This is a genomic window from Serratia sp. T13T92 (genome assembly GCF_047530105.1).
Classification (GTDB): Bacteria; Pseudomonadota; Gammaproteobacteria; order Enterobacterales; family Enterobacteriaceae; genus Chania; species Chania fonticola.
The window spans coordinates 13387-37564 of the sequence record NZ_JBLJAK010000009.1 but is presented as its reverse complement, the minus strand read 5'-3'; the positions used below and the strand labels follow the sequence as shown (position 1 = coordinate 37564).

At 52.8% G+C, this 24178-nt stretch carries 21 protein-coding genes; 6 read left to right on the top strand and 15 right to left on the bottom strand.

The genetic code is table 11. The features are described from left to right. Window positions 1-95: 95 nt before the first annotated feature. The 4 genes from phnD to ACMV5I_RS11510 all read right to left on the bottom strand — a co-directional run bounded on the left by phnD (window position 96) and on the right by ACMV5I_RS11510 (window position 4599). The gene (gene phnD / locus ACMV5I_RS11525; RefSeq protein ID WP_261155980.1) at window positions 96-1028 is read right to left on the bottom strand and encodes a phosphonate ABC transporter substrate-binding protein; all 933 of its coding nucleotides are present in this window, start codon (window positions 1026-1028) and stop codon (window positions 96-98) included. Between the two features lie 37 nt (window positions 1029-1065). Next, window positions 1066-1899, bottom strand: a complete 834-nt coding sequence (gene phnC / locus ACMV5I_RS11520; RefSeq protein ID WP_021805168.1) for a phosphonate ABC transporter ATP-binding protein — start codon at window positions 1897-1899, stop codon at window positions 1066-1068. Between the two features lie 146 nt (window positions 1900-2045). Next, on the bottom strand, window positions 2046-3503 hold the full coding sequence (locus ACMV5I_RS11515) for a tagaturonate reductase (RefSeq protein ID WP_414824400.1): 1458 nt from the start codon (window positions 3501-3503) through the stop codon (window positions 2046-2048). A gap of 70 nt (window positions 3504-3573) precedes the next feature. Beyond that, window positions 3574-4599 carry a zinc-binding alcohol dehydrogenase family protein gene (locus tag ACMV5I_RS11510; RefSeq protein ID WP_121606287.1) on the bottom strand — a complete coding sequence of 342 codons (1026 nt, stop codon included), beginning with the start codon at window positions 4597-4599 and terminating at the stop codon, window positions 3574-3576. 149 nt (window positions 4600-4748) lie between these two features. On the opposite strand from ACMV5I_RS11510, the gene ACMV5I_RS11505 reads away from it, so the two are divergent. Together ACMV5I_RS11505 and ACMV5I_RS11500 are read left to right on the top strand one after the other, a co-directional pair. Next, window positions 4749-5654 carry a GntR family transcriptional regulator gene (locus tag ACMV5I_RS11505; RefSeq protein WP_024485333.1) on the top strand — a complete coding sequence of 302 codons (906 nt, stop codon included), beginning with the start codon at window positions 4749-4751 and terminating at the stop codon, window positions 5652-5654. 210 nt (window positions 5655-5864) lie between these two features. Continuing rightward, on the top strand, window positions 5865-7223 hold the full coding sequence (locus tag ACMV5I_RS11500) for an MFS transporter (RefSeq protein WP_202670803.1): 1359 nt from the start codon (window positions 5865-5867) through the stop codon (window positions 7221-7223). Between the two features lie 36 nt (window positions 7224-7259). Here ACMV5I_RS11500 and trpS read toward each other — a convergent pair whose 3' ends face one another. Both trpS and ACMV5I_RS11490 read right to left on the bottom strand, forming a co-directional pair. Beyond that, a complete protein-coding gene (gene trpS / locus ACMV5I_RS11495; protein WP_046808111.1) occupies window positions 7260-8267 on the bottom strand; it encodes a tryptophan--tRNA ligase in 1008 nt (335 codons plus the stop codon). 204 nt (window positions 8268-8471) lie between these two features. Continuing rightward, window positions 8472-8999: a cysteine hydrolase family protein gene (locus ACMV5I_RS11490; protein ID WP_414824399.1), complete on the bottom strand. Its 528-nt coding sequence runs from the start codon at window positions 8997-8999 to the stop codon at window positions 8472-8474. A 324-nt stretch (window positions 9000-9323) separates the two neighbouring features. Between ACMV5I_RS11490 and ACMV5I_RS11485 the strand changes: the two genes are divergently transcribed. Next, the gene (locus ACMV5I_RS11485) at window positions 9324-10688 is read left to right on the top strand and encodes a polysaccharide lyase family 1 protein (protein WP_260512809.1); all 1365 of its coding nucleotides are present in this window, start codon (window positions 9324-9326) and stop codon (window positions 10686-10688) included. A gap of 69 nt (window positions 10689-10757) precedes the next feature. On the opposite strand, the gene ACMV5I_RS11480 is transcribed toward ACMV5I_RS11485, so the two are convergent. From ACMV5I_RS11480 to ACMV5I_RS11450, 7 genes are all read right to left on the bottom strand, one after another. Further along, window positions 10758-11852 carry a glycerol dehydrogenase gene (locus tag ACMV5I_RS11480; RefSeq protein ID WP_284121022.1) on the bottom strand — a complete coding sequence of 365 codons (1095 nt, stop codon included), beginning with the start codon at window positions 11850-11852 and terminating at the stop codon, window positions 10758-10760. Between the two features lie 58 nt (window positions 11853-11910). Beyond that, a complete protein-coding gene (locus ACMV5I_RS11475; protein ID WP_414824398.1) occupies window positions 11911-13218 on the bottom strand; it encodes an MFS transporter in 1308 nt (435 codons plus the stop codon). Window positions 13219-13314: 96 nt separating this feature from the next. Beyond that, on the bottom strand, window positions 13315-14835 hold the full coding sequence (locus ACMV5I_RS11470) for a UxaA family hydrolase (RefSeq protein ID WP_414824397.1): 1521 nt from the start codon (window positions 14833-14835) through the stop codon (window positions 13315-13317). A 17-nt stretch (window positions 14836-14852) separates the two neighbouring features. Further along, a complete protein-coding gene (locus tag ACMV5I_RS11465; protein ID WP_414824395.1) occupies window positions 14853-15746 on the bottom strand; it encodes a dihydrodipicolinate synthase family protein in 894 nt (297 codons plus the stop codon). Window positions 15747-15914: 168 nt separating this feature from the next. Continuing rightward, complete coding sequence (locus ACMV5I_RS11460; RefSeq protein ID WP_121606279.1) at window positions 15915-16673, bottom strand: IclR family transcriptional regulator; 759 nt, start codon at window positions 16671-16673, stop codon at window positions 15915-15917. 159 nt (window positions 16674-16832) lie between these two features. After that, window positions 16833-17936 carry a suppressor of fused domain protein gene (locus ACMV5I_RS11455; protein ID WP_414824394.1) on the bottom strand — a complete coding sequence of 368 codons (1104 nt, stop codon included), beginning with the start codon at window positions 17934-17936 and terminating at the stop codon, window positions 16833-16835. A 126-nt stretch (window positions 17937-18062) separates the two neighbouring features. Continuing rightward, window positions 18063-18947 carry an oxygenase MpaB family protein gene (locus ACMV5I_RS11450; protein ID WP_414824393.1) on the bottom strand — a complete coding sequence of 295 codons (885 nt, stop codon included), beginning with the start codon at window positions 18945-18947 and terminating at the stop codon, window positions 18063-18065. 107 nt (window positions 18948-19054) lie between these two features. Here ACMV5I_RS11450 and ACMV5I_RS11445 point away from each other — a divergent pair, with 107 nt between their 5' ends. Continuing rightward, window positions 19055-19495, top strand: a complete 441-nt coding sequence (locus ACMV5I_RS11445; protein WP_121606276.1) for an acetyltransferase — start codon at window positions 19055-19057, stop codon at window positions 19493-19495. 79 nt (window positions 19496-19574) lie between these two features. Here the strand turns inward: ACMV5I_RS11445 and ACMV5I_RS11440 are convergent, their stop codons facing one another. After that, on the bottom strand, window positions 19575-20222 hold the full coding sequence (locus ACMV5I_RS11440; RefSeq protein ID WP_202809564.1) for a TetR/AcrR family transcriptional regulator: 648 nt from the start codon (window positions 20220-20222) through the stop codon (window positions 19575-19577). A 433-nt stretch (window positions 20223-20655) separates the two neighbouring features. Here ACMV5I_RS11440 and bhsA point away from each other — a divergent pair, with 433 nt between their 5' ends. Continuing rightward, window positions 20656-20913, top strand: coding sequence for a multiple stress resistance protein BhsA (gene bhsA, locus ACMV5I_RS11435; RefSeq protein ID WP_024485340.1), 258 nt, complete (start codon window positions 20656-20658; stop codon window positions 20911-20913). A 106-nt stretch (window positions 20914-21019) separates the two neighbouring features. On the opposite strand, the gene ACMV5I_RS11430 is transcribed toward bhsA, so the two are convergent. Further along, window positions 21020-22318 carry an SLC13 family permease gene (locus tag ACMV5I_RS11430; RefSeq protein WP_046808110.1) on the bottom strand — a complete coding sequence of 433 codons (1299 nt, stop codon included), beginning with the start codon at window positions 22316-22318 and terminating at the stop codon, window positions 21020-21022. 247 nt (window positions 22319-22565) lie between these two features. Between ACMV5I_RS11430 and amyA the strand changes: the two genes are divergently transcribed. Then, complete coding sequence (gene amyA / locus ACMV5I_RS11425; RefSeq protein ID WP_414824392.1) at window positions 22566-24056, top strand: alpha-amylase; 1491 nt, start codon at window positions 22566-22568, stop codon at window positions 24054-24056. Window positions 24057-24178: the final 122 nt, after the last annotated feature.

The following is a 24178-nucleotide window of genomic DNA, read 5'->3' as shown; positions in this document are numbered from 1 at the left end:
CAGGTATTACACAGCAGAACCAGCGACCTCTATCGGTCCCCTCTCCCTGTGGGAGAGGGTTAGGGTTAGGGTGAGGGGCCGGGAACGAAGCCGCCTTAGCGATCGCCCTTGGTCAGCTCACGCTTCATATCGATAATGGTCTGGTATTCTGCCAGCGTGACGTCGCCAATGTGCTGCTTGCCGCCCATCGCCTTGATAAAGCACTGATGGTTGTCGGTATCCAGCTTCTTGATGGCGGTAACCACCTTGGCTTTGAAATCCGCAGGCAGCGAGTTGCTCACCAGGATCGGGCCATTAGGGATCAGCGGCGACTGCCAGATAATGCGGATCTGCTTCATCAAATCCGGATGATCCATACGGATCATCCGATTGAAGGCTCCGCTGGTATAGCCGGTGTTGTAATCGCCAATCATCGAGGCCCAGGTGACCGCGCCTTCAAACTGGCCGTTCAACACGCCGAGTACGTCCTGCTCATGGCCACCAGAGAAGGTGACACTGGAGAAGAAGTTGTTGTATTTGTTATCCGGCGTGCCGCCAAACTGCTTCTTGAACACCTGGTTTGGCACCAGGAAACCGGAGGTCGAATCCGGATCCGCAAAGCCGAAGGATTTGCCTTTCAGGTCTTCCAGCTTTTTGTAAGGGCTGTCGGCTTTCACCACCACCACCGAGTGATAGCCGCGCGACTGATCGGTATCATCCACCGCGATCCCCACCAGATCGACCGCCTTGGGATCCTTGATATACACCGAAGCAAATGACGAAGGCGACATGCTCAATACCAGATCGATCTTGCCCCCGAGCAGGCCCTGGATCACGCCAGAGTAGTCGGAAGAGTTACGCAGCTTGGTGTCTACGTTCAGCTCTTTATCGAGAAAATCTTTCACACACTGGTTATCGCCAATCTGTTGGGTAGCATTCTGCCCACCCAGGATCCCCAGGTTCAACTCTTTCGGCGCATCCGCTGCACCTGCAGTAAATACCATCATTACGCCGGCCATCATGGTGGTCAGTGTGAATACTTTTTTCATTGCGCATGCCCTGTGTGTAAAGGTGACGTTCAAGTGATTAATGGATCTGATTGGCTTCTTCGCCATACAGTTGCTGCAAAATACGTTCATTAAGCTGCGACGGGTGACCGTCGAAAATGATTTTGCCCTGGGCGATGCCAATCACCCGGGTGCAGTATTCCCTCACCAGTTCGACCGAATGCAGATTCACCATCACCGCGATATCGTTCTCGCTGACTTTCTGTAGCGCATCCATAATGCGGCGGGTGTTTTTCGGATCGAGCGAGGCAACCGGCTCATCGGCCAGCAGAATTTTGGGGTTTTGCATCAGCGCGCGGCAGATAGCGACGCGCTGCATTTGGCCGCCGGACAGGTTCTCGGCACGTTGCAGTGCATGCGGTAGCATATTCAGCCATTGCAACAACTCGATGGCCCGCGCGCGGTCAGCATCGTCGAACACTTTGAAGAAGGATTTCAGCGTCGAGGTGTGGCTGAGGCGGCCAAGCAGCACGTTGGTGATCACATCCAACCGGGGGACCAGGCAAAAATCCTGGAAGATCATGCCACAGCGGGCTCGCCACTGGCGCATCTGGCGGGCCGAGAGTTGCGCGATATCCTGCGCAACCCCATCGTCCTCAAAATGCAGCATCTCGCCACAGCTGGAAGGTATAGTGCCGTTCAGCGTATGCAGCAGGGTTGATTTACCGGCCCCGGAGCGGCCTATTACCGCCACAAACTCCCCGGCGTGCAGATCAAAATTGATGTCGTCGAGGACGCGTTGCTGGGATTGGTAAGCCTTACCCAGTCCTTTTACCGCTAATACCTTGCGTAACGGGATCGGTTGCTGCCCTGGATAGTCGGTCGGTGCCAGTTTTAACAGTGCCTGCGCCATATGATTTCTCTGATTTCAGTGGCTAATCTTATGGGCACCTATTAACGAATAACTGTATGACACGCAGATGATGGTTTTATGGCCGGAAAATGACGTTCAACGCCATTTCCCGTGATTGGCAGGATTAAAATATGTGGGTGGAGGTTTTATCGGCGTTCCATTTCACTCAATGCCGCACGCATTCCGTGGTCAAGAATAGCTTGCAGATCGGTGGTCACGGCAGCGGTAAGCCCAGGAACGGCATTGAGATTTTGCCCCCAGTGCGCCTCATCGGCCAGCACGCTTTCTACCAACGCCGCGAGCGTCAGGTCGTGATGTTCTACCCCAGCCCACAACGTTACGAACCTCGTCAGCCAATGAGCGTCATCCTGTAATGCATAGCTACCCGCCTGTCGTTCTCCACGATAGAAGGCCAACAACGCGGCCAAGGCAAAGGTCAGCCGTTTCGGCAGCGCGGCATTTTTCTGTTGGCCTGCCAGTAGCTGCGGCAAAATACGCGTGCGGAATTTGGTCATGCCGTTCAGCGCAATCGACAGCAACTGATGCTGAATAAACGGGTTACGGAAACGGTTCTGTACCGCTTCGGCAAATGGCCGTAATTCTTCCTGCGGCAGATCGAGCACCGGCATAATCTCTTCGGCAATGGTGTTCGCCACATAGCCGCCGATCTGCTCATCGCTCATGGCCTCGCCCACGGTATTCAAACCGGCCAGGAATGCCACCGGCACCAGTGCCGTATGCGCCCCATTGAGGATGGCTACCTTGCGTTCTTTATAAGGTTTGATGTCATCGACGATGTGGACGTTCAGATCCAACTTATCCAGATGCAGCTCTTGCGCCAGCCACTGCGGGCCCTGGATCACAAACAGGTAGAAATGTTCCGCCGTGTCGAGGAAGCTATCTTGGTACCCCAACTGCTGTTGCCACTGATCTACTTCATCGCGTGGGTAGCCAGTGACGATACGATCGACCAACGTTGAGCAGAAGGTGTTGCAGTCGTTCAACCAATCGGTAAACGCCTGCGGTAACTGCCAATGTTGTGCATAGCGCCACACGTACTCTTTCAGCGCTTCGCCGTTGTAATCGATCAGCTCACACGGCAGCAGCACCCAGCCCTTGTCTGCGGCACCGTCAAAATGACTGAAACGCTCAAACAGCAACCGCGTCAGCTTGGCCGGGAAGCTGGCCGCCGGAGCGTCGGTGAACTTATCTTCTGGTAAATAACTGATCCCCGCCTCGGTGGTGTTGGAGAACACGAAGCGGATCGCCGGATCCCGTGCCAATGCCAGATAGCTGTCGTACTGGTGGTAAACGTTGATTTCCCGGTTGACCGAACGGATCAGTCGCGGCTCGCAAACCGCTTCCCCCTGCTCATTCAGCCCACGGATAATGGTGGTATACAAGCCATCCTGAGTATTAAGCGAAGGCGGCTGCTGGCTGTCAATTGGCCGTACCACCACCACGCCAGCATTCAACCCGGTATGCTGGTTTAGCAGGTCGATTTGCCAATCGACAAAGGCGCGCAAGAAATTACCTTCACCGAATTGGATAATGCGATCGGGATATTGCGCGCCAGGAAATTCGCTACGATTAAGTTGTTTCATTATTGCTCCTTGCATCCGGTGATCCCCCAGGTCGTAAATTACTCTCGGCAAGACCTGGGGAGTAATCAAGTTAGTTAAAATGAATCACGCCTTTAATCAGCTGTTTATTATTAATTACTTCCGCTTCATAAATATCTGCCAGCGTGGAAAACTCGAATTGATGGGAAAGCATCATCCCGGCAGTTATTTTTCCGGCAGCCATTAAGCGCCCAACCTTGATAAAGTCTTCTTTGGTCGCATTGCGGCTCCCCATCATGGTGGTTTCCTTTTTATGGAATTCAGGATCGGAGAACTGCAGATCGCCCTTGAACAGGCCGACAAACGTAATGCTGCCACCATGGCGGATCAGGTTGACGCTATGGTTCATCGCATGCTGATTGCCGGTGGCATCAATAATTTTTGCCGCCAACATGCCGGAAAACTGGGCTCTTAAGGCCGCGTCAAAACCGGCGTCTGACGGATCTAACGTGGTCAGCCCAAGCATTTTTTCCACATGACTTCGGCGCTCTGCGCTGGTATCGGCCACGATCACGGTTGCCCCGTCCGCCTTGGCGATAGCCGCAACTCCCAGGCCAATCGGCCCTGCCCCTACCACCAATAGATGATCGCCCTGCTCGATGGCCGCTCGGCGTACGGCGTGGGCACTGATAGAGAATGGTTCAATCAGCGCCGCCGCTTGGGGCTCCACATCATCCACGGCCAGCAGGTTGCTCACCGGCACGCTTAAAAACTCGCTAAAACCGCCGTCTTGATGCACGCCAATCACCGAGATATTTTCGCAGCAATTGGGCCTGCCGCTGGTGCATGCTCCGCAGTGATGACAGGAAACATAAGGGATCACCGCCACACGCTGCCCGACGCGCAATTCACTAACCTGGCTACCGACGCTGACAATCTCGCCGCATATTTCATGCCCCAGCACCCGCGGGTAGCTGAAGAAGGGTTGCTGACCAGACCAGGCGTGGATATCGGTACCGCAAATTCCTACCGTCAGTATTTTTAGTACCGCTTCGTCCTGCGCAGGCTGCGGTACCGGCCTTTGTTGGTAAACCAGCCGGGTCGGCTCCAGACAAACTAGCGTATTCATTGTGGTCATGATCCCTCCTCCTGTGATGTGGCGCTGTTATCCCGCAAAAAGAACAGGCGTATTGAGCTGATGTGGAGAATTTGTGAGTCAGCACAAATTAAACCGGTTTAAATGGGTTTTAAATGCTTAAAAAACAGCTAAACCCACAGAGGGATCTCATGAGCAGAACACAAAACCTCCGCCAGAACGTGGTTAATCAGATGATCGACGGCATCATCAAGGGCCATATCCGCTCACCGCTGCCTTCCCAGGCGGGGCTGGCAGAAATGTATAACATCAGCCGCACCACGGTGCGCCATACGCTCACGCACCTGCATCAACGCGGGGTACTGGAGAAGGTCAATGATGATTATGTGATCCTGCGCATGCCGCTGGCAGAAGACGGTTTTGAATGCATGAGCCACTCACTGGACGAGCAAGGCAAGCTGTTTGAGAAAGCGTTCTATCAGATGATTAACCAAAAGCAGCTGCGCGCGGGGGATTCGTTCACCGAATTGCAGCTTTCTCGCGCGGTTAACGTCAGCCCGGTAGTGGTGCGGGAATTCCTGCTACGCTTCAGCCGCTTTGACCTTATCGACAACGTACGACGCGGCCAATGGAGCATGAAAAAGTTTGATCAGAACTATGCCGAGCAGCTGTTTGAACTCCGTCAAATGCTGGAAACCCACGCGCTATCACGCTTTATCAATCTGCCCGCACAGGATAGCCGCTGGTTGCAGGCCAAGGAGTTGTTGAACCGCCATCGCGAGCTGCGCGACACCATCAGCGACAATTATCGATTGTTCTCTCAGCTGGATCGTGACTTCCATACCCTGATCCTGTCGGCCGCCAACAATCCGTTTTTCAATCAGTCGCTGGAAATCATTTCGGTGATTTTTCACTTCCACTATCAATGGGATGAAACCGATCTGAAGCAAAGAAATATTATTGCGATTGAAGAGCATATGGCCATTTTAAGCGCCCTGATCTGCCGCAGCGATCAGGAGGCCGCCCGTGAGTTGCACCGCCATCTTGATACCGCCAAACAGTCGATGATTCGTTCCATCAAACAGGATGCCGGCTGATTTTTATTGATAAAAAACCGAGTGAAACGGGATTTAAAACCGATTAAAAACAGCAAAATCGTAACCGCCGCACGGAACCGATTAAAAAAAGCACCAGGAAACATTTTCGCCGCCTAGGCTCACTGCCGAAAGACATACCGTTGTTAACACCGAACCAGGGCCATGCCCCGGAAGAATAACTATTATTAATACGGAATATAGAGGCGAGTGATGGAAAAGATAACCACCGTGAGCACAGGAAAAGAACCGGCGGACAGTTATTCAGATAGCATTAATCCTATACCCAAAGGCGGCATAGCGGAGCGCTCTGCAAAAATTAAAAAAATCCAGAATACGGCAATGATCCTGTTATTTTTTGCTGCCGTGATTAATTTTCTGGATCGCAGTTCGCTGTCCGTCGCCAACTCCACCATTCGTGAAGAAATGGGGTTGAGTGGTACCGAGATCGGCCTGCTACTTTCCGCCTTTTCGCTGGCCTATGGGATTGCCCAATTACCCTGTGGACCGCTGCTGGATCGCAAAGGCCCGCGTATCATGCTGGGTCTGGGGATGTTTGTCTGGTCTGCGTTCCAGACGATGTCTGGCATGATCCACAACTTTACCCAGTTTATCTGGGTGCGTATCGGCCTAGGGATCGGCGAAGCGCCAATGAACCCTTGCGGCGTGAAAGTCATCAACGATTGGTTCAACATCAAAGATCGCGGCATGCCGATGGGGATCTTTAACTCGGCCTCCACCATCGGGTTAGCCATCAGCCCACCCATCCTCACCGCCATGATGCTGTTATTAGGTTGGCGCGGGATGTTCATCACCATTGGTTTACTGGGCATTGTCCTGTCCATTGCATGGTACATGCTGTATCGCAACCGCGAAGACATCAAACTCAGCGAGCAGGAGCAAAGCTATCTCAACGCCGGTAGCGTCAGCGCACGCCGTGAGCCGATGAACTTCAAGGAATGGCGGTCGCTGTTCAAAAACCGCACCATGTGGGGGATGATGATCGGCTTTAGCGGCATCAACTACACCGCCTGGCTGTATCTGGCCTGGCTGCCGGGCTATCTGCAAACCACCTACCATCTGGATCTGAAAAGTACCGGTATGTTGGCGGCAATCCCGTTCCTGTTTGGGGCGGCGGGCATGCTGTCAAACGGCTTTGTCACCGACTTCCTGGTGCGCCGCGGCATGGCTCCGCTCAAGAGCCGTAAAATCTGTATCGTCGCCGGTATGCTGCTTTCCGCAGGTTTTACCTCCGTCGTGGCACAGGCCACCACCACCACCAGTGCGGTGGCGTTAATCAGTATGGCGTTGTTCTGTATCCACTTTGCCGGTACCTCCTGCTGGGGGCTGATCCACGTGGCGGTCACTTCCCGTATGACCGCCTCGGTGGGCAGCATTCAAAACTTTGCCAGCTTTGTGTTCGCTTCGTTTGCCCCGGTGATCACCGGCTGGATCCTGGATACCACTAACTCATTCAGCCTGGCACTGACCATTTGTTCCTGCGTTACCCTGATCGGGGCGCTGTCTTACGTGTTTATCGTCAAACACCCGATCACCGACAGCGCGGCTTGATCGTCAGACTTTCCCTCTCCAACCGGAGAGGGATACTCAATCCAAGGCAAAAAAATCCAGACCCAGCGCGGATTTGACCTGTGCCAAGGTGCCCTGGGTCACCTGATTAGCCCGCTGGCTACCTTCTCTCAGGATGCGCATTAGCTCGCCCTTATCGGCGCTGTACTCGGCCCGCCGGGTGCGGATAGGCTCCAGCAGCGTTTGCAGGCAATCTTCCAGCAACCGTTTAATCTTCACGTCACCTAACCCGCCCTGACGATAGTGATCCTTCAGCTGTGCCACCAACGCCGCATCCTCGCAAAACGCGTCCAGATAGGTGAACACCATATTGCCTTCCACCTGTCCGGGGTCGCTGACGTTCAGGTGGTTGGGATCGGTAAACATGCTCATCACCGCCTTATGCACTTCGTCAGCGCTGGCCCCCAGCATGATGGTATTGCCGCGTGATTTCGACATCTTGCCCTGCCCGTCCAGCCCCGGCAGCCGACCCACGCGGCTCAGCAACGGCTGGCACTCCACCAACACCTCGCGATCGACGATGCGGTTAAAACGCCGGACAATTTCGTTGGTTTGCTCCAGCATCGGCAACTGATCTTCTCCGACCGGCACGTGAGTCGCCCCAAAAGCGGTGATATCCGCCGCCTGGCTGACCGGGTAAATCAGGAATCCGGCAGGCAGGCTGCGTGAAAAGTCTTTTTCGATGATTTCGCTTTTCACCGTAGGGTTACGTTCCAGGCGGGCAACGGTGACCAGATTGAGGTAATACATCGTCAGTTCTGCCAGCGCCGGGAGCGCCGATTGCAGGCACAGCGTAGTCTTGGCAGGATCGATCCCCACCGCCAGATAATCGGCCACCACGTTTAGCACGTTGGCACTGATTTTTTGCGGATTGCTGCCGTTATCGGTCAGCCCTTGCAGATCGGCCACCATCACCGTTTGCTGATGATGATGCTGTAGCTCAACGCGCTGGCGCAGTGAACCGACGTAATGACCCAAATGCAGTGAACCGGTGGCACGATCGCCAGTCAGAATGGTGTAACTCATAGCCTTGCTCCTGGAAGTATACAGACCGCCGGATCAACGCATATAAAAATGCCGCCAAAACCGGCGGCATTAAAAATGAGGGATGAATACCCGTGCCGCCCTTAGAAAAGGCGCCACCAGCTAAAACAAGATGTGAACTGCGGGAAGATATTCATTCGGCTACGTTACACTCCGCTCAGAACCGCGTCAAGAGCGACATCCGGCTCAGAAACTCACTTCGGCTGTAGGCACGGCGCGGATCGCTACACCAAAACTTTCGATACTCGACAAGGTGGCATTATGGTGAGTACGGATCTGTAGCCCACTGGCGTGGGGTTTGTCATGGCTGGTATGTGCATCTGCCGCCAGCACCACCGGGTAACCCAGGCCAGCGGCCCGGCGGGTGGTGGTATCGACGCAGTATTCCGTGGAATAGCCGCAGATCACCAGTTGTGTGACCCCTTCGGCATTCAGCAGCTTGCCAAGATTGGTGCGTAAAAAGGAATCCGGCGTGGTTTTATCAACCCGATGATCCCCTGCCTGCACCTGCAGCTTCGAATGGATCTGCCAGGCTGCACTGCCTGCTGGCAGCTCTTCATGAGCCGTCTGATGCTGAATAAAAATCACCGGTGCGCCAGCTTGCCGGGCACGTTCACTCAGTTGATTAATCCGCGTAAGCACCTGCTCGGCCTCTGCCGGCGGGGGATTAAACAGGCCCTGCTGCACATCGATAACTAACAACGCTGACTTCATGGCAAACCCCGTTGGTGGAATGAGTGACCCTCGATACTAAGCCAAAAAACGGCGTTTAGACATGCCCTAAAGATAAAAACTTCCCGGCAAAAACTTGAGTCATAAAACAAAATGAAACAGTATTTTTATAAAAAAGAAATTAAGTTCTATAGTTAACTTAGCTTACCGATAGCGCGGTAATGCCATGTGCCTCTCACGAGGTTCCTATTCAGCATGGAGGTTGTTTCTACCGTTGAAACAGGAGGTAAGAAAGCGTGTTTCAGCGCTAATGAGATTGGCAGGCATGCTGAAGAAACGTTAAAGAGTTTTATGACAGGAGTCATTATGCATCAATACTTTACTGTGCGACGTGCGGCCCTGGCCAGCACTATGGCGATCATGCTCGGCGCCAATTTAGCCTATTCCACGCCAGCAACGGCCAACGATCTGGGGCGTGAAATATTAGCTAAAAGCGACGGCTGGGGATCTTATGGCCCCGGAGTGACCGGCGGCAGCGCGGCCGACAGTAGCCATGTTTTCGAAGTCAGCACCTGGCAGGAACTACGCGCAGCGCTCGGAGGGAGCAACGCCCAGCGTGAAACCACACCACGGATTATCTATGTCAAAGGCACCATCAATGCCATGGAAAAACATGAGGGTGAAGGCGTATATACCTGCGAAAGCTTGGCCAACCAGGTCATCGTTTCCGACACTGGCTCAGCCTTCAGCATGGCCGATTTTATCGAGCATTTTAATCCCGAAGGCCCTTGGGGGATGGTGACGCCTTCAGGCCCATTGGAAGACGCACGGGTGGCCGCAACCAAGCTGCAAAGCCAACAAATACAGCAACGTTTTGGCTCTAACGTAAGCCTGATCGGCGTCGGTAAAGATGCGCATATTATCGGTGCTCATCTGCTGGCCAAGGAGGTCTCGAACGTAATCGTACGTAACCTGCGGATCTCCGACGCTTACGATTGCTTCCCTGAATGGGACCCAACCGATGGCAGTGCCGGAAACTGGAATAGCCTGTACGATAATCTGTCGATCATGACCACCGAGCACGCCTGGATCGATCATGTCACGCTTGACGATGGCGAGCACCCGCGCCAGTCCTTACCGAAGGTTTATGGCCGATTATTCCAGGTACACGATGGCCTGTTGGACGTGACCCATGGCAGCAACTATGTCACAGCTTCCTACAATATCTTTGACGATCACGACAAGGTAAACCTAATCGGTTCCTCCGACTCACGCATCGACGATCGCGATAAGCTCAAGGTCACGATGCACCACAACCACTGGCGCAATCCGGGCCAGCGAGCGCCACGCGTCCGCTTTGGCCAAGTGGATGTCTTTAACAACTACGCCGAGATCCTCGCGGCCCAGGACTTTACCAGCCTGTGGGGGGTGGGGATTGAATCTGCTATCTATGCGGAAAAAAATGCCATCGATCTGGCCAGCGGCATCCCGGCCAGCAAGATCATCAAACGTTACGTAGGCAAGCACATTTTCACCAGCGATAACCTGGTCAACGGTACGCCAACCGATCTGCTGGCGGTGTATAACGCCTCGGTTTCCGCGGCAGATCAGCTCACGGACAACGTAGGTTGGGTTCCTACGCTGCGGTTGCATGTTGACGAGGTGAGTGAAGTCAAAGCCATCGTCACCAGCCAGGCTGGTGCCGGTATCATTGACAGTACCCTGCCCTGATTAGGCTGCTGGCAGGTATTTCCTACCTGCCAGCATTTCAACACGGCGATGGATTTGCCGGCTTGTAGGTCAGACGAGTCTACGTTGCCCAAACACATCGGCAGTACGCAGAGCCGCCACCAGCCCCTGAGGAGTGATCGAATGCGGTTCGTTTTGCATAGTCTCTCCGGGCTGGCAACTGGCGTGAGCTACCTGCAGCAGTTCCTCATCAGTTACCTCAGCCAAGCCGATCTGGGCCAGCGTTGTCGGTAACCCCACTTCTTCGCAAAAACGGTACACCCTATCAATAATCTCTGGTTCCCGATCGGTCAGCATCAACATGGCAAGAGTACCAAACGCCACCTTTTCACCATGCCAATAATCACGAGTCTGTGGTAACACAGTCAAACCGTTATGGATAGCGTGCGCAGCAGCCAAACCACCACTTTCAAAGCCTAAACCTGAGAGCAGAGTGTTAGCCTCAATCACATGCTCAAGTGCTGGCGTCACCTGATTCTTTTCACAGGCACTTTTGGCCAGCACGCCATATTTCAGCAAGGTGTCGTAGCATAATTTCGCCAAGCCAAAAGCAGACATCGGCCCTGGCCGCGTAGTCATATTACCCGCGCCTTTTATCCGGCAATCTTCCGCCTCAAACCAGGTAGCCAGTGCATCCCCCATTCCTGAAACCAAAAAGCGTACTGGCGCTTCAGCGATTACCTGAGAATCCACCAGCACCAAATCGGGATTTCTCGGGATCATCAGATAGCGTTTAAACTGACCTTCCGGGGTATAAATCACCACTAACGAACTGCATGGGGCATCCGTAGAGGCCAACGTGGGTACAATGGCAATAGGCTTTTTCATCGCAGCGCCGGTGGCTTTCGCCGTATCCAATGTTTTTCCACCGCCAATACCGACAATAACATCAGCCCGATAGGATTCGGCCAAAGCAGAAATACGGCTAATCTCTTCGTCAGAACATTCGCTGTTAAAGACTTCGACAAGAAACTCAACCTTTCCTTCTAATGCCAGGCTAATCTGAGTACCTAATTTCTGATGGACAACGGGATCTTGTAACACCAGAGCCCGTTGCCCCAGACGGGATAATTCCTCACCCAGAAGGCAGGAAATAGCTCGAGCCCCCTGTACATAGCGCCCAGGGAAAACTGCTGTCGTGATCATATTACTTCCTTACGATTTTTAAATAACAGAGAGAAATATTGAGGCTAATTAATTTATTCTAACTTTCTAACTCCATTTTTTTGTCGAAATTAATTAGCAACGAACAAATCAAGTAACCTATGGCAGCGGCCGCGAAGAACATCATGGCAATATAATAATTACCGGTGAGTTGGACGATAAAACCAATTAATATTGGAATAATGGCGGCAAATAAGTTACTGCTAAAATTCATAGTGCCACAAATAGTGCCTGCCACTTTTTGTGCCCCGAGCAATGAAGGGATAGACCAATAAACACTTGCCCAGCGAAGAGGGAACATGGCGATCCCTAACAACACTACCGCAGCAACTGGATGATTGATATTGGCACAGATAAAGATCCCCACGCCAGCAGTGACCGCTGAAATACCCAGCATGGTGTGCATGACCTTGTTGGTATCAGCACCTGAATTTCTCCAGCGGTCAATGATATACCCCCCCGTGAGTTGGCCTACAAAACAAAGCAGGAAGATAAAAGCCATGGCACCCCCCATCGACTTGATATCAAACCCATAGGTCTTTTGAAAATATAAGGGTAGCCAGGTCATTAAACCATAGAAAACAGTACTATAACAAACCCACCCACCGATCAACGCCAAGACATTTCGCTGTTTCAAATAAGAGATAACGTCCTTGATTTTGTATTTTTCAGCTTTTTTAGTAGCAAACTCATTATCTTTTGTAATGTGTTCGAGTTCGGCCTGATTGATTTTCGGGTGTTCATGAGGATAGGTTCGGATATACCACCAGGCCAGAACACCGGCCAGCATGGTGCCTATACCGGCAATAATGAATGCCATGCGCCATGAGCCAAAGAAAGCGATCAACCAGGTCAGAATCACCGCGCCCAAGGCCGTGCCTAACGCCGCCCCACCATCCAGCAGCATAGATCCGCGCCCACGCTCTGTCGGTGTCAGCCAGGTCCCCATCAGTTTGGCACCAGCAGGCATAATAGGCGCTTCAGATAGGCCTAGCCCCACGCGAGACAATGCCAATAAACTGGTGGTATGGCACAAGGCCGCAATCGCCTGGAAAGCTCCCCATAAAATGGTGGCCCAGGCAATAATGGTACGAGTTTTGAATTTATCTGCCAATACTCCGCTGGGTACCTGCATTAAGGCATAGGCCCAAAAGAAAGTACTGTGTAATAAGCCAACCACGATCGTATCCTGGATATTAAACTCCTCAACGATATATGGCATGGCAATGGCCAGAGAAGTTCGATCTATGTAATTTATTGCACCTAACAGCAATAGTATTAAAAATATATTCCACCTAACATGGGTTGGTGAAGCGTTATAAGAAACCTCACTCTTTATTATAGACATGATTTTCTCCTGGCTATGTGCGACACATAGAATAGTGGATACACTATCAATTAAAGGGATTGAGCCCGAAATTTAATCGGGCACAATTGAAAACAATTACATAATTGAACCTATATTCCATGGCACGAACTCCAGGCTGCCATAACCGAACTGTTCACTTTTAGTTTTTCTTCCCGAGGCCATTTCAAGGATCATGATATAAAGCCGTTCACCCGCCTCGGCTATGGTTTCCTTACCTTCCACAACATCGCCGCAGTTCATATCCATATCTTCCCGCTGACGGTTCCACAACGTGTTGTTGGTGGCCATTTTCAGGCAAGGAGTGGGTTTGCTGCCAAAAGCCGACCCGCGACCGGTGGTAAAACAAAGCAGATTTGCCCCGCCGGCTATTTGCCCAGTAACGGCGATTGGGTCATAACCGGGAGTATCCATAAAGACCAACCCTTTGGCCGTAACGGGCTCGGCATATTCATACACTTCAACCAGGTTTGAGGTACCCCCTTTAGCGATACCGCCCAACGATTTTTCCAACACGGTGGTCAGTCCCCCAGCTTTATTACCTGCCGAAGGATTATTGTTCATTTCACTCTTGGTACGCTTGCAGTAATCTTCCCACCAATCAAAACGGGCAATAAGCTTTTTACCGACCTTCTCAGAAATCGCCCGCCGGGTTAACAGATGCTCTGCGCCATAAATCTCTGATGTCTCAGACAGAATCGCTGTTCCCCCCTGCTGCACAATTTTGTCAGCGGCATAGCCCAATACCGGATTGGCAGAAATGCCGGAGTAACTATCCGAACCACCACATTCGAGGGCAAGAATGATTTCTGAAACAGGCACCGCTTCACGTTTGACCTTATTGGCCTGCGTGAGCATACCGTCGATAACCACAATACCCTTACTAATGGTTTTCTGAGTACCACCGGTTTCCTGAATCGTCAAGGTATGCAGCGAGGATCCCTCCTCAAGCCCTTCAACCTGCATGAGATCTTTTATCTGGTTTGATTCACAACCCAATCCGATGATCAGCACACCGGCAAAATTGACGTGGCGGGCGTAGCCACTCAATGTCCGACGCATCACAATCATGGCTTCACTATCAAAGCCAATGGCGCAACCAAAACTTTGTGGCAGTGCCACAATGCCATCCACGTTTGGGTAATCGTCCAACCCAACTTTTTTATAGTGATCCTCGATGGCCCTTGCCACCGTGGCACTACAGTTGACCGTGGTCAGAATGCCAATGAAGTTACGGGTTGCTACCCGACCATCTTGCCGTTTGATGCCCATGAAGGTATCGATTCTTTCGGGCTTAGGCAGGGTTACGGTATCCTCCCCGAAAGCGTAATTACGGGTAAAATCCCCCATCCCCAGGTTGTGCATGTGGATATGCTCACCGGCTCTGATCGGCTGTGTGGCAAAACCGATAATCTGGCCGTAACGTTTCACGGGCGCATCCACTGCAATATCGTACAAAGCAACTTTATGCCCTTCCGGAACCTCATTCAGGACTGTAATTCCCTCTGTGGGGAGAAGGGTGCCAGCCTCAATGTGTGTCCGCGCGATCACGACATCATCATTAGGATTAATTTTAATAACAGGATAGACATTGCTCATTTCAGTTATCCTCTTGGTTACCTAATCGCACTAAGAATTTCTTTCATCTGTTCAATTTTTTCAGCAGAAAGTTTCCTGGTAGGTGCAACCACTTCCGTTGAGATATCAATACCACTGGCTTTAATGGCTTCTTTGATGACCCCAAAGAAAGGAGTCTCCAGGGCATATAGCGATGAAAGCCTGGCAAGACGACGTTGTAAGGCAAAAGCTTTTTCATAATCCTTGTTGATGAAGGCCTCATAGATGCCGCCGGTCACTTCAGGAGCAAAATTGAAGGTGGCAGGAATACCGCCATGCCCGCCAAGGATCAAGGTATCAAGCATATATTCGTCGTAACCAGAAAAGATAATAAAGTTTGGTCTAAAAGCGTGAACTCGATTGATAATTTCGCGCGTGTGGCTGATGTTATCAATCGTATCTTTAATGCCAACAATATTGGGCACATCCCTGGCAAGGCGTGTGATGACGTCGAGACCAATGTCCTGTCCGGTTAGGGCTGGGAAGTTGTACAGAAATACCGGTAACGTGAGCGCTTCTGCAATTGTGCGATAGTGCTGATAAATATACTCTTCATTTAACTGAGCATAATAAGGGTTAACCACTAATACCGCATCGGCGCCGATGGCCGCCGCATGCCTGCCATAATCAATAGTTTCCGCCGTACCCGACGCCGCAATACCCAGCAGCACCGTCACCCGGCCTTCTACGTATTGAACACAGAATTCTGCTACTTCAAGACGTGTTTCATGTGACAGATGGCAAAACTCGCCTCCACTACCGAGGATCAATACGCCTTGAGCACCGGCAGCAATGACATGATCAAGCAGCATCCCCATGCCCTTTCTATCAAGCTTACCGTTTTCATCCACCACAGTAGGAACCGGGGGAAATACACCTCTGAATCTATTCACCGTTGCTACCTCACCTTGTTCTATATATGGAACTCATGTTCCGAATAAAGAAAATGATGCGCGAAATGAGGCATTGAGTCAATCCGCTCAAAGAGTGAACTGTGATCGTTCTCTGATTTATCGCATTACTACAAGATTAGGTGGGGGCAGGCCAGGGTATTACCTGGCTCAGGCTTTGATCAAAGTACTCAGGAGGGAACAGGTATGTTGCACCTGATTGGCAATCTCTTGCCATTTTTCTTCGGGAAGTTGGAAAAGCACCCCAGAAACGCTGATTGCAGCGATAACGTCCCCCTGAGCATTACGCACCGGAGCGGAAATACAGCGCACGCCGATGCAATCCTCCTCATCATCACAAGCCCAGCCACGCTGACGAATTTCAGCCAATTGTTGTTTGTAGATGGCTCGTCTGGTGATGGTTTTTTCCGTATAGGCAGTGAAAGGTTCGCTTTCTGGCAACAAATCGTCGATCTCTTGCTCTGCCTGCCAGGCCAATAGCACCTTTCCCAATCCGGAACTGTATAGAGATAACCGTTTCCCTTCCCAGCTGCGCACCACAACAGCCTGCGGGCTTTCCATTTTAAGCAGGTAGATGGCTGCACCACCTTCAAGAACACCCAGGTGGCAGGTTAGATTGGTGCTGTCACGCAGCTCTGCCAACAACGGAGTTGCAACGGTTTTGATATCAAAGTGTTGGATAGCCTTATTGCCCAGTTCAAACAACAACAAGCCCAATGAGTATTTATCCCGTTCCTGGCGCAGCATTCCATGAGCCACCATTGCATTTAGCAACGTGGAGGTACTGCTTTTGGGCAAATCTACCCCCAGATAGATTTGGCTGAAGGTCGCATTCCCTTTTTCAGCCAAAAAATTACAGACGCGAATTGCTTTATCAAGAGCCGGGACTGGTGTCGTTATCGTCTTCATTCGATTGTCAGTTTGCAAGAGAACTTCATGAAAGATCAGCGGTAATGGTAACGTTTTTAGCAGGATAAGTATTCATTAAATGTCCAATATCGCATTAGCCTCCCGTACAGAAAGTGAGGCATAAACACTGACTCCTCACTTTCTTACTGGTTTACTCGGTTAACATAATGGCTGACGCGGGCGGAAGATATGATCGATACCCTGTTCACGCAGCCTTGTTACCAAATCGTGACCACCGTTGGGCGTGGCCTGAGCCAATTCCCGTTCGGTGGCAAACACCGGGCTGGCCCAGAAAATATTCACCGTATCACCGTATTGTTTAGGCAATACCAAGTGCTCACTGTAGGGATAAAATGACGAAGAGAGTACATAGCCTTCATAGCCCAGCGGAGCCACCGCCGACGCCAGAGTATGCCCTTCGCCAAACCAGGTGATGTTCGCCCAAGGCACATGGGCAAATCCCGCTAACGCGCTGGCCATCTGCACCGCATTCTCTTCGGTCATATACTGCCCATCGATGGCGATTGCCATCTCCATCCGGCGGAACCTGGCGGCATCGTCGTTGAACAGAATCTCGACCCACGGCATTGGCCGGATGCTGGCCCCCATGGTCAGGAAATAGTAAACCCCGTCGCGCTCATGCTGGGTGATGGCCATCGGCGGCCATTTGCCCTGATCGATAGCGTAATACTTCACCGAAGGGCCAAAGTGTTGTTCGTACTGTGCCTGGTAATCGCTCTGCATTTTTGGCCAGGGATTACCCTCTTCCCGCTGCCAGCTACGCCAGAACTGCCGGGTATTTTCCGCCAGCGCATATTGCGTATTGGTGGATGCGGAGCCCAGCGGATAGGCTAATGGATTCTCTTTGATGCAGCTTGCCGAATAGCAGACCGAGTGATCGATGTATAAACTCCAGCCGGGGATCACTGCTAGCAGTTGCCCGTGATACCACAGGGCGGCCCCGTCGTCGCTTTCCGTCCAGATCACCATCAGCCCAGCGGGATCCAATGGCGCTTCGCCTTCCAGATTACGGCAATACTCGGCCGCCAACATTGGGGGAAGACCGGCTTCCATAGCGGCGCGATCTTCCTGCTGCGGAGCCGTAGCCAGGTTGCGCAGCCAACAGGCACGTACCTGAAAACGTTCACTGTACTCTTCCGTTGGGTAGATATAAAAATAGGCGGCCCGGCTATCTTGCTGAACCACCGCGACCAGCGTTTGATTCTCGTTATTCACTTCAGCAAGTACGTTTGACTCGTTCATATCACCTCAAGGGGTTGCTGGCGCACAAATAGGCTGTACGCTAAAAATAGAATATTTCTCTGGGCCAGTGTAGAACGCATCGTCAATCGGGATCACGGGCAATAGTCTCAAAAGTGGCCGCGCTGCCTAACATTGCGCTGATGCGCTCTTATTCATGCGCCGCATCGCCCGATGGTAGGAGCCATTGCGTACTGAAGCGCGCAGCACCCGCCCAACGCCGCCAACGCCAATACGCACGCACCGCCGCCGGGCCGCTCCAGAGGTAAATTCCAACTGTTGCTGCGCCCAGTCCGGCAACAGATCGATCCCTGCCTGCATCACCAATGCGCCGAACGGCCGGGCCAGCGCGCTGGGAGCCGGGGCAGCCAGCAGAATGCGCGCCACTTCCAGCGTGCGTTCATCGCAAACCAACTGCGGGCGCATCTGTTGCAGATAATCGTCAACCGCTGCACAGGATTTTGGAACATCGCGCGCGCCCAAAGCTTCCGCGACGAGAGCCGCTTCACGGTAATAGGTATCCTGTTGAACAAGGGACAGATGCGGATTGCGGTAACGCAGGTGCGAGGCCAGGAAACGACTGCTTTCGGCAACATGGACCCAGGTGAGCAGATGCGGATCGCTGGCGGCATAAGGCTGGCCGTTATTATCGGTGCCGTTGACCTGTAAATGGATGGCTTTGACTTTGTCGATCAGGCGTTGCGCCTCTGCACTGGGGCCAAACGTGGTGACAGAGATAAACTGGCTGGTACGACGCAGGCGGCCCAGCATATCCTCGCGGAAGTTGGAATGATCCCACACGCCCGCCAAAGCCAACGGGTGCAACATCTGCAACAGCAGCGCACTGACGCCGCCGCAAAGCATGGAGGTGAAGTCACCGTGCACTTGCCAGGTGACCGACTGCGGGCCAAACAGCCCCGGATCGCCAGCCGGATTTTCAAAATCAATCCCGCCGAGTGCCAGCCCGGTCAGGCTGAGCACCTGTTTCTCTATCGCTGCGCGTATCACTTCCATCCCCCTGTCCACGGCCTATGGCGCAGTTTATCATAGTGAGGGGCTGAGACTGCTCAACTCGCTATGTGGATAGCTTAACGAACAATGACAATAGATTGAGAATGTCGATGATAACGATAAGAACGCGTGTAGCTGCGGATAACGTGCAGCTAGTAGAAATCTGGCAGCGTTCGGTGCGCGCCACCCATCACTTCCTGGCCGAAGAGGATATTGCGCGCCTGTATCCGCTGATCCTCAACGACTATCTCCCGGCGGTCAGCGTCTGGGTGGCCGAAGATGCTGCAGGGCAGCTATGTGGTTTTATTGGCCTGGATGGCAACAAAGTGGAAATGCTGTTTATTGATGCCGATCGGCGTGGCGAAGGTATTGGCAAGGCCCTGCTGGCCGAGGTTGAGTCCATGCATCAGGAACTGCTGCTTGACGTCAACGAGCAGAATCCGCAGGCATTGGCGTTTTATCAGCATTACGGTTTTGTGGTGACGGGCCGCAGCGAGCTGGATGGCCAAGGCAAGCCTTTCCCATTACTGCATATGATGCTTAATGGCTAGCAATCACACATGTCCGAACGTAGGGGCGCCGCATGCTGCGCCCCTTGTTTTCAGCCTGTTGGGCTTTCAACAGCCCCGATCAAACTTTGTTGCCCACCTGGCTCAAACGCGGCCACACCATCATGGTGGTATCCAGCAACCGCAGCAGATCTTCACGGCTGGCCCCTTCACGCGCCTGGGCGGACATCCCTTCAATCAGGCAAATAATGTATTTCGCCAACAACGCGGTATCGGTACGAGCCAGCAACTCCCCTTGCTGCACCTTACGGTCAAAGCAGGCTTTCAGGCTGGTTTCCTGCGCAAAATGCTTGTTGCGCAGCATCTCGGCCAGATCGTTTGAAGAGTCGGACAAGGCGGCATTGGCACAAACCATAAAACAACCGCTAGGGTTTTCCGGATCGGTGAACACCTCTGCCGAGGTGCGCAAATAGGCTTCGACGATGTCGGCGATCGGTAACTCTCGTGCCAGCAGGCGGTTGTAACATTCTACATAGCGGCTCAGATAGCGCTCAACCGCGGCGCGAAACAGCCCCTCTTTGTTACCAAACTCCGCATACAGCGTAGGCGCTTTAGCCCCGGTCGCTTCCACCAGATCGGCCAACGAGGTGGAATCATAGCCATGGCGCCAGAACAGCTCAAGCGCCTGCTCAACGGCCTGATCGCGATCAAACTGCTTCGGCCTGCCGCGTGATTTCTTCGCGCATGCGTCTTCATTATTGATACTCATAGACCCCTCACTTTCCCGGTGGCCCAACGCGGGCACAATCATTAAATTATCGATCGGTACAAAAAATAGTACGCCGCCGATGATAAGCGAGCAACTTTTAAATAGCGATCGGTAAGCAATGTGGCCAATGACGCCCCCTGCCGGGCAAAAACGGCGTTCAATCTGGGTTGCGTCTTGCTACAAGGTGGCGACAAATACGAGTAAATATTAGAATATAGATTAAATAACAACAAGTTAATTTAAAACCCTCTCTTAACATCCCTTCCCCATCGGCCCGAGGCTTGAGCGGGATAGCACGAATTAATTAACGACCACTAAAAAAACATTTGCAATCGTTCAGGCAGGAGCCTACCATTAAGTTATCGACCGTTAAGTAATTAAACGGGATAACACCAACACTTTTATTGCTCATGTAGAGATAGGAAACCAAATCATGAAAAACCTGAAAATGACCGTCGCCGCCATCGCACTAGCTTCTGTATCTTTCGGTAGCTTCGCCGCAGAGTTGGTCAGCAGCCAACCCACCGATCTGCAACAATCAGGCGTGATCACCGTGAGTGGCGCTTCTGACCTGACATCGCTGGAAAATAAACTGGCGGCTAAAGCGGATGCAGCCGGTGCCAAATCCTTCCAGATCATCGCAACCACCGGCAGCAACAAACTGCACGGCACCGCGATTATCTATAACTAATCATAAACTCGTCGGCCGGAAGGGCGCAGCATGCAGCGCCCCTACGTTTTGAGCCGGTGGGATAATGTTTGCAGTATCAGGCGGCCGTGGTGCCGCCTTTTGCTCGTTAGCCAAACCAGCCCAATAGCCCGAACCACAGATAATCCAACGGTACCAACAGCCCAAAGGTTAACAGGGCCAGCAGCAGACACAGTTTCAGTCCTTCACGCGGCGGAACTTTCCCCATCCCCATTGCCACCACAATCGGTGATGCCTGATACGGCAGCAGCGGCGTGGCATAGCCAATCACCTGCGTCATCAATACCGTGGTTAGCGGCAAGCCACTCCCCTCTGACAGAACCTGCGCCAGCGGCGTGAACAGCGCGGGTACGCCATTGGCCGTCACAACAAAATTCAACAGCGTCGTAATACCGATCAACAGGCCAAAAGCGGTAAATGGCCGATCCTGTGTTTGCGGTATGACGTTCAGCAACGCACTGCCTAACCAATCCCCCAACCCGGAGTGGCTCACCAAAGCCGTCAACCCAAGGATCCCCGCCACATAGAGACAGGTGCGGATGTTGACACCGGCTGCAAACTGCTCCCCCGTCAGGAAACCAATACGCGGCAACAGGCAAACGCAGGCGGCAGCCAGCCCTACCCAGGCGGGAGCAATACCGTGCCAGCTATCGGTGATCCACAACAGCACCGTGATCAGTAACAGCGCGATCAACCGCCATTCCGCTACGCTAAGTGCACTCTGCTCGGAGGTTTTTTCCACCGGCTGCGGTTTGGCGCGGAACAGCCAGCAGATGCATAACGTCAGCAACGCGCCTTTTGCCAGCCCCAGGATCGGCGCATGCAGCAGCAGATAAGACAGGTAGGTGAAGTGAATGCCATAGGCGCTTTCTGCCGCCCCGCTCATCACCAGATTAGGTACGTTGGCAGGCAAAATGCTGGCGGAAAGTTGGAAGGTACCAAACCCTACCGCCAACGCCAGGCCATAGCGGCCACGCGAGCCTTCCGCCAACCCGGCACGTTCGGCTAACGCCATGATGATCGGCATCAGCAGGGTAATACGCCCCATATTCGACGGCATGACAAAGGCCAGCGCATAGCTGATGGCCACTACTCCGCCCACCAATCGTGGCCAGGAGCCAGCCAGTAGCGGCAGAATACGGTTGGCCAGCCGATCGGCCAGCCCCGTAGAACGAATGGCCGTCCCCAGCACAAAGCCGCTCAATACCAGCCAGAATGCCGATGAGGCAAACCCGGAAAACACCACTGCCGTCGGCGCTAGCTGTAACACCATCACCGCAGCAAAAAACAGCAGCGCAACCAGATACTCCGGCAAACGCGACGTTGCCCATAAGGCGATCACCACCAAAGTCACCAGCGCGGAAACGCCCATCGGGTAATCCATCATCCCTTCTCCCTGTCATCGTTAGTTTTTTGTTATCAACTGGTTATATCTTCACATAACGGAAACGCCCGAACGGTGAAACGGCTCACAGTTCACGGGCGGCGGCCAAATCGGCCATACTCTCCCCGCGCCAAGAGGCTACTCTGCTTGCAGGCTAGCGCCAGCTATTTTCCCTTTTGCCAAAAGTGGCCCATGCTTAGAGGGGCCGAGCATTTGGCACACGTTTACTGACGAACCGGGGTACTGACTGATGACGAAAAAGACCACGCTGTTACAGTTTTTCCATTGGTACTACCCGGATGGCGGCAAGCTATGGCAGGAGGTCACCGAACGTGCCCCCGCCCTGGCCGAGCTAGGAGTAACCGATCTATGGCTGCCACCAGCCTATAAAGGGGCTGCTGGTGGCTATTCGGTGGGGTATGACAGCTACGATCTGTTCGATCTGGGGGAGTTTGATCAAAAAGGCACCCGCGCCACCAAATACGGCGACAAAGAGGCGTTGACGCAGGCCGTTAATAGCCTGCGCGAAAACCAGATCCGAGTGATCTATGACGTGGTGTTCAACCACAAGATCGGCGCCGATGAAAAAGAGCAGGTGCACGTCTATAAGGTTGATGAAGATAACCGTAACGATATCGCAGAGGTTGGCATCGACGCGCTGGCCTACACTCGCTTTACCTTCCCAGGGCGGCAAGGGGCCTATTCCAAATTTATCTGGGACTATACCTGCTTTAGCGGCGTCGATTATATCGAGCAACCGGATGACAAAGGCATCTTCAAAATTGCCAATGACTACGGTGATGAGGGTTGGAACGATCAGGTTGACGACGAAAACGGCAACTTTGACTATTTGATGGGCGCCAACGTGGAGTTTCGTAACCAGGCCGTCGTCGAGGAGCTAAAATACTGGGCACGCTGGTTGATGGAAATCCTGCCTTGCGACGGGTTCCGGTTGGATGCCACCAAACATATCCCTGCCTGGTTCTTTAAAGACTGGGCAGATCACGTGCGCGATGCGGCACAGCGCGATCTGTTTATCGTGGCCGAATACTGGTCACACGATCTGGCGGCATTACAACAGTATTTAGCATTGGTCGATGGTAAGGTGATGCTGTTCGACGTGCCGCTACAGCTGAAATTCCATCTGGCGTCAAAACAGGGCGATGGTTACGATATGTCGCAGCTGTTTACCGATACGCTGGTCGCCGTCGACCCTGCCCATGCGGTAACTCTGGTGGCAAACCATGACACTCAGCCGTTGCAATCGCTCGAAGCGCCGGTCGAACCCTGGTTCAAACCGCTGGCCTACGCCCTGATCCTGCTGCGTGAACAAGGCGTTCCTTGCCTGTTTTACCCAGATCTGTACGGTGCCAGTTATAGCGATCAGGGCGATGACGGCCAGCAATACCAGATTGACATGCCGGTGATTGCCGAACTGGAGAAACTGATCCAGGCGCGTCAACGCTTTGCTAACGGCGAACAACAAGACTATTTTGACGATCCCCACTGCATCGCCTTCAGCCGCAGTGGCACTGCCGAGCAACCGGGTTGCGTGGTGGTGATGACCAACGGGGCCGAAAGCAGTAAAACCGTCGCGCTGGGCGAAAATTTTGCGCATAAATCCTGGCGTGACTTCCTCGGCAACCGCGAGGACGATATCATGACGGATGAGCACGGTAGCGCCGCCTTCCCGGTCAACGGCGGCAGCGTTAGCGTCTGGGTCATGGCCGAAGCAGAGTAAGGTCCTCCGGGGAGGCAATGTACCACCCCGGCGGCAAAACCCATTTTTGCCTTTTTGGTCCGATTTTTCATTAAGACCATAAGCAAATATTCACAGCGGAGCCTAAATAGGGTACAAGGCTG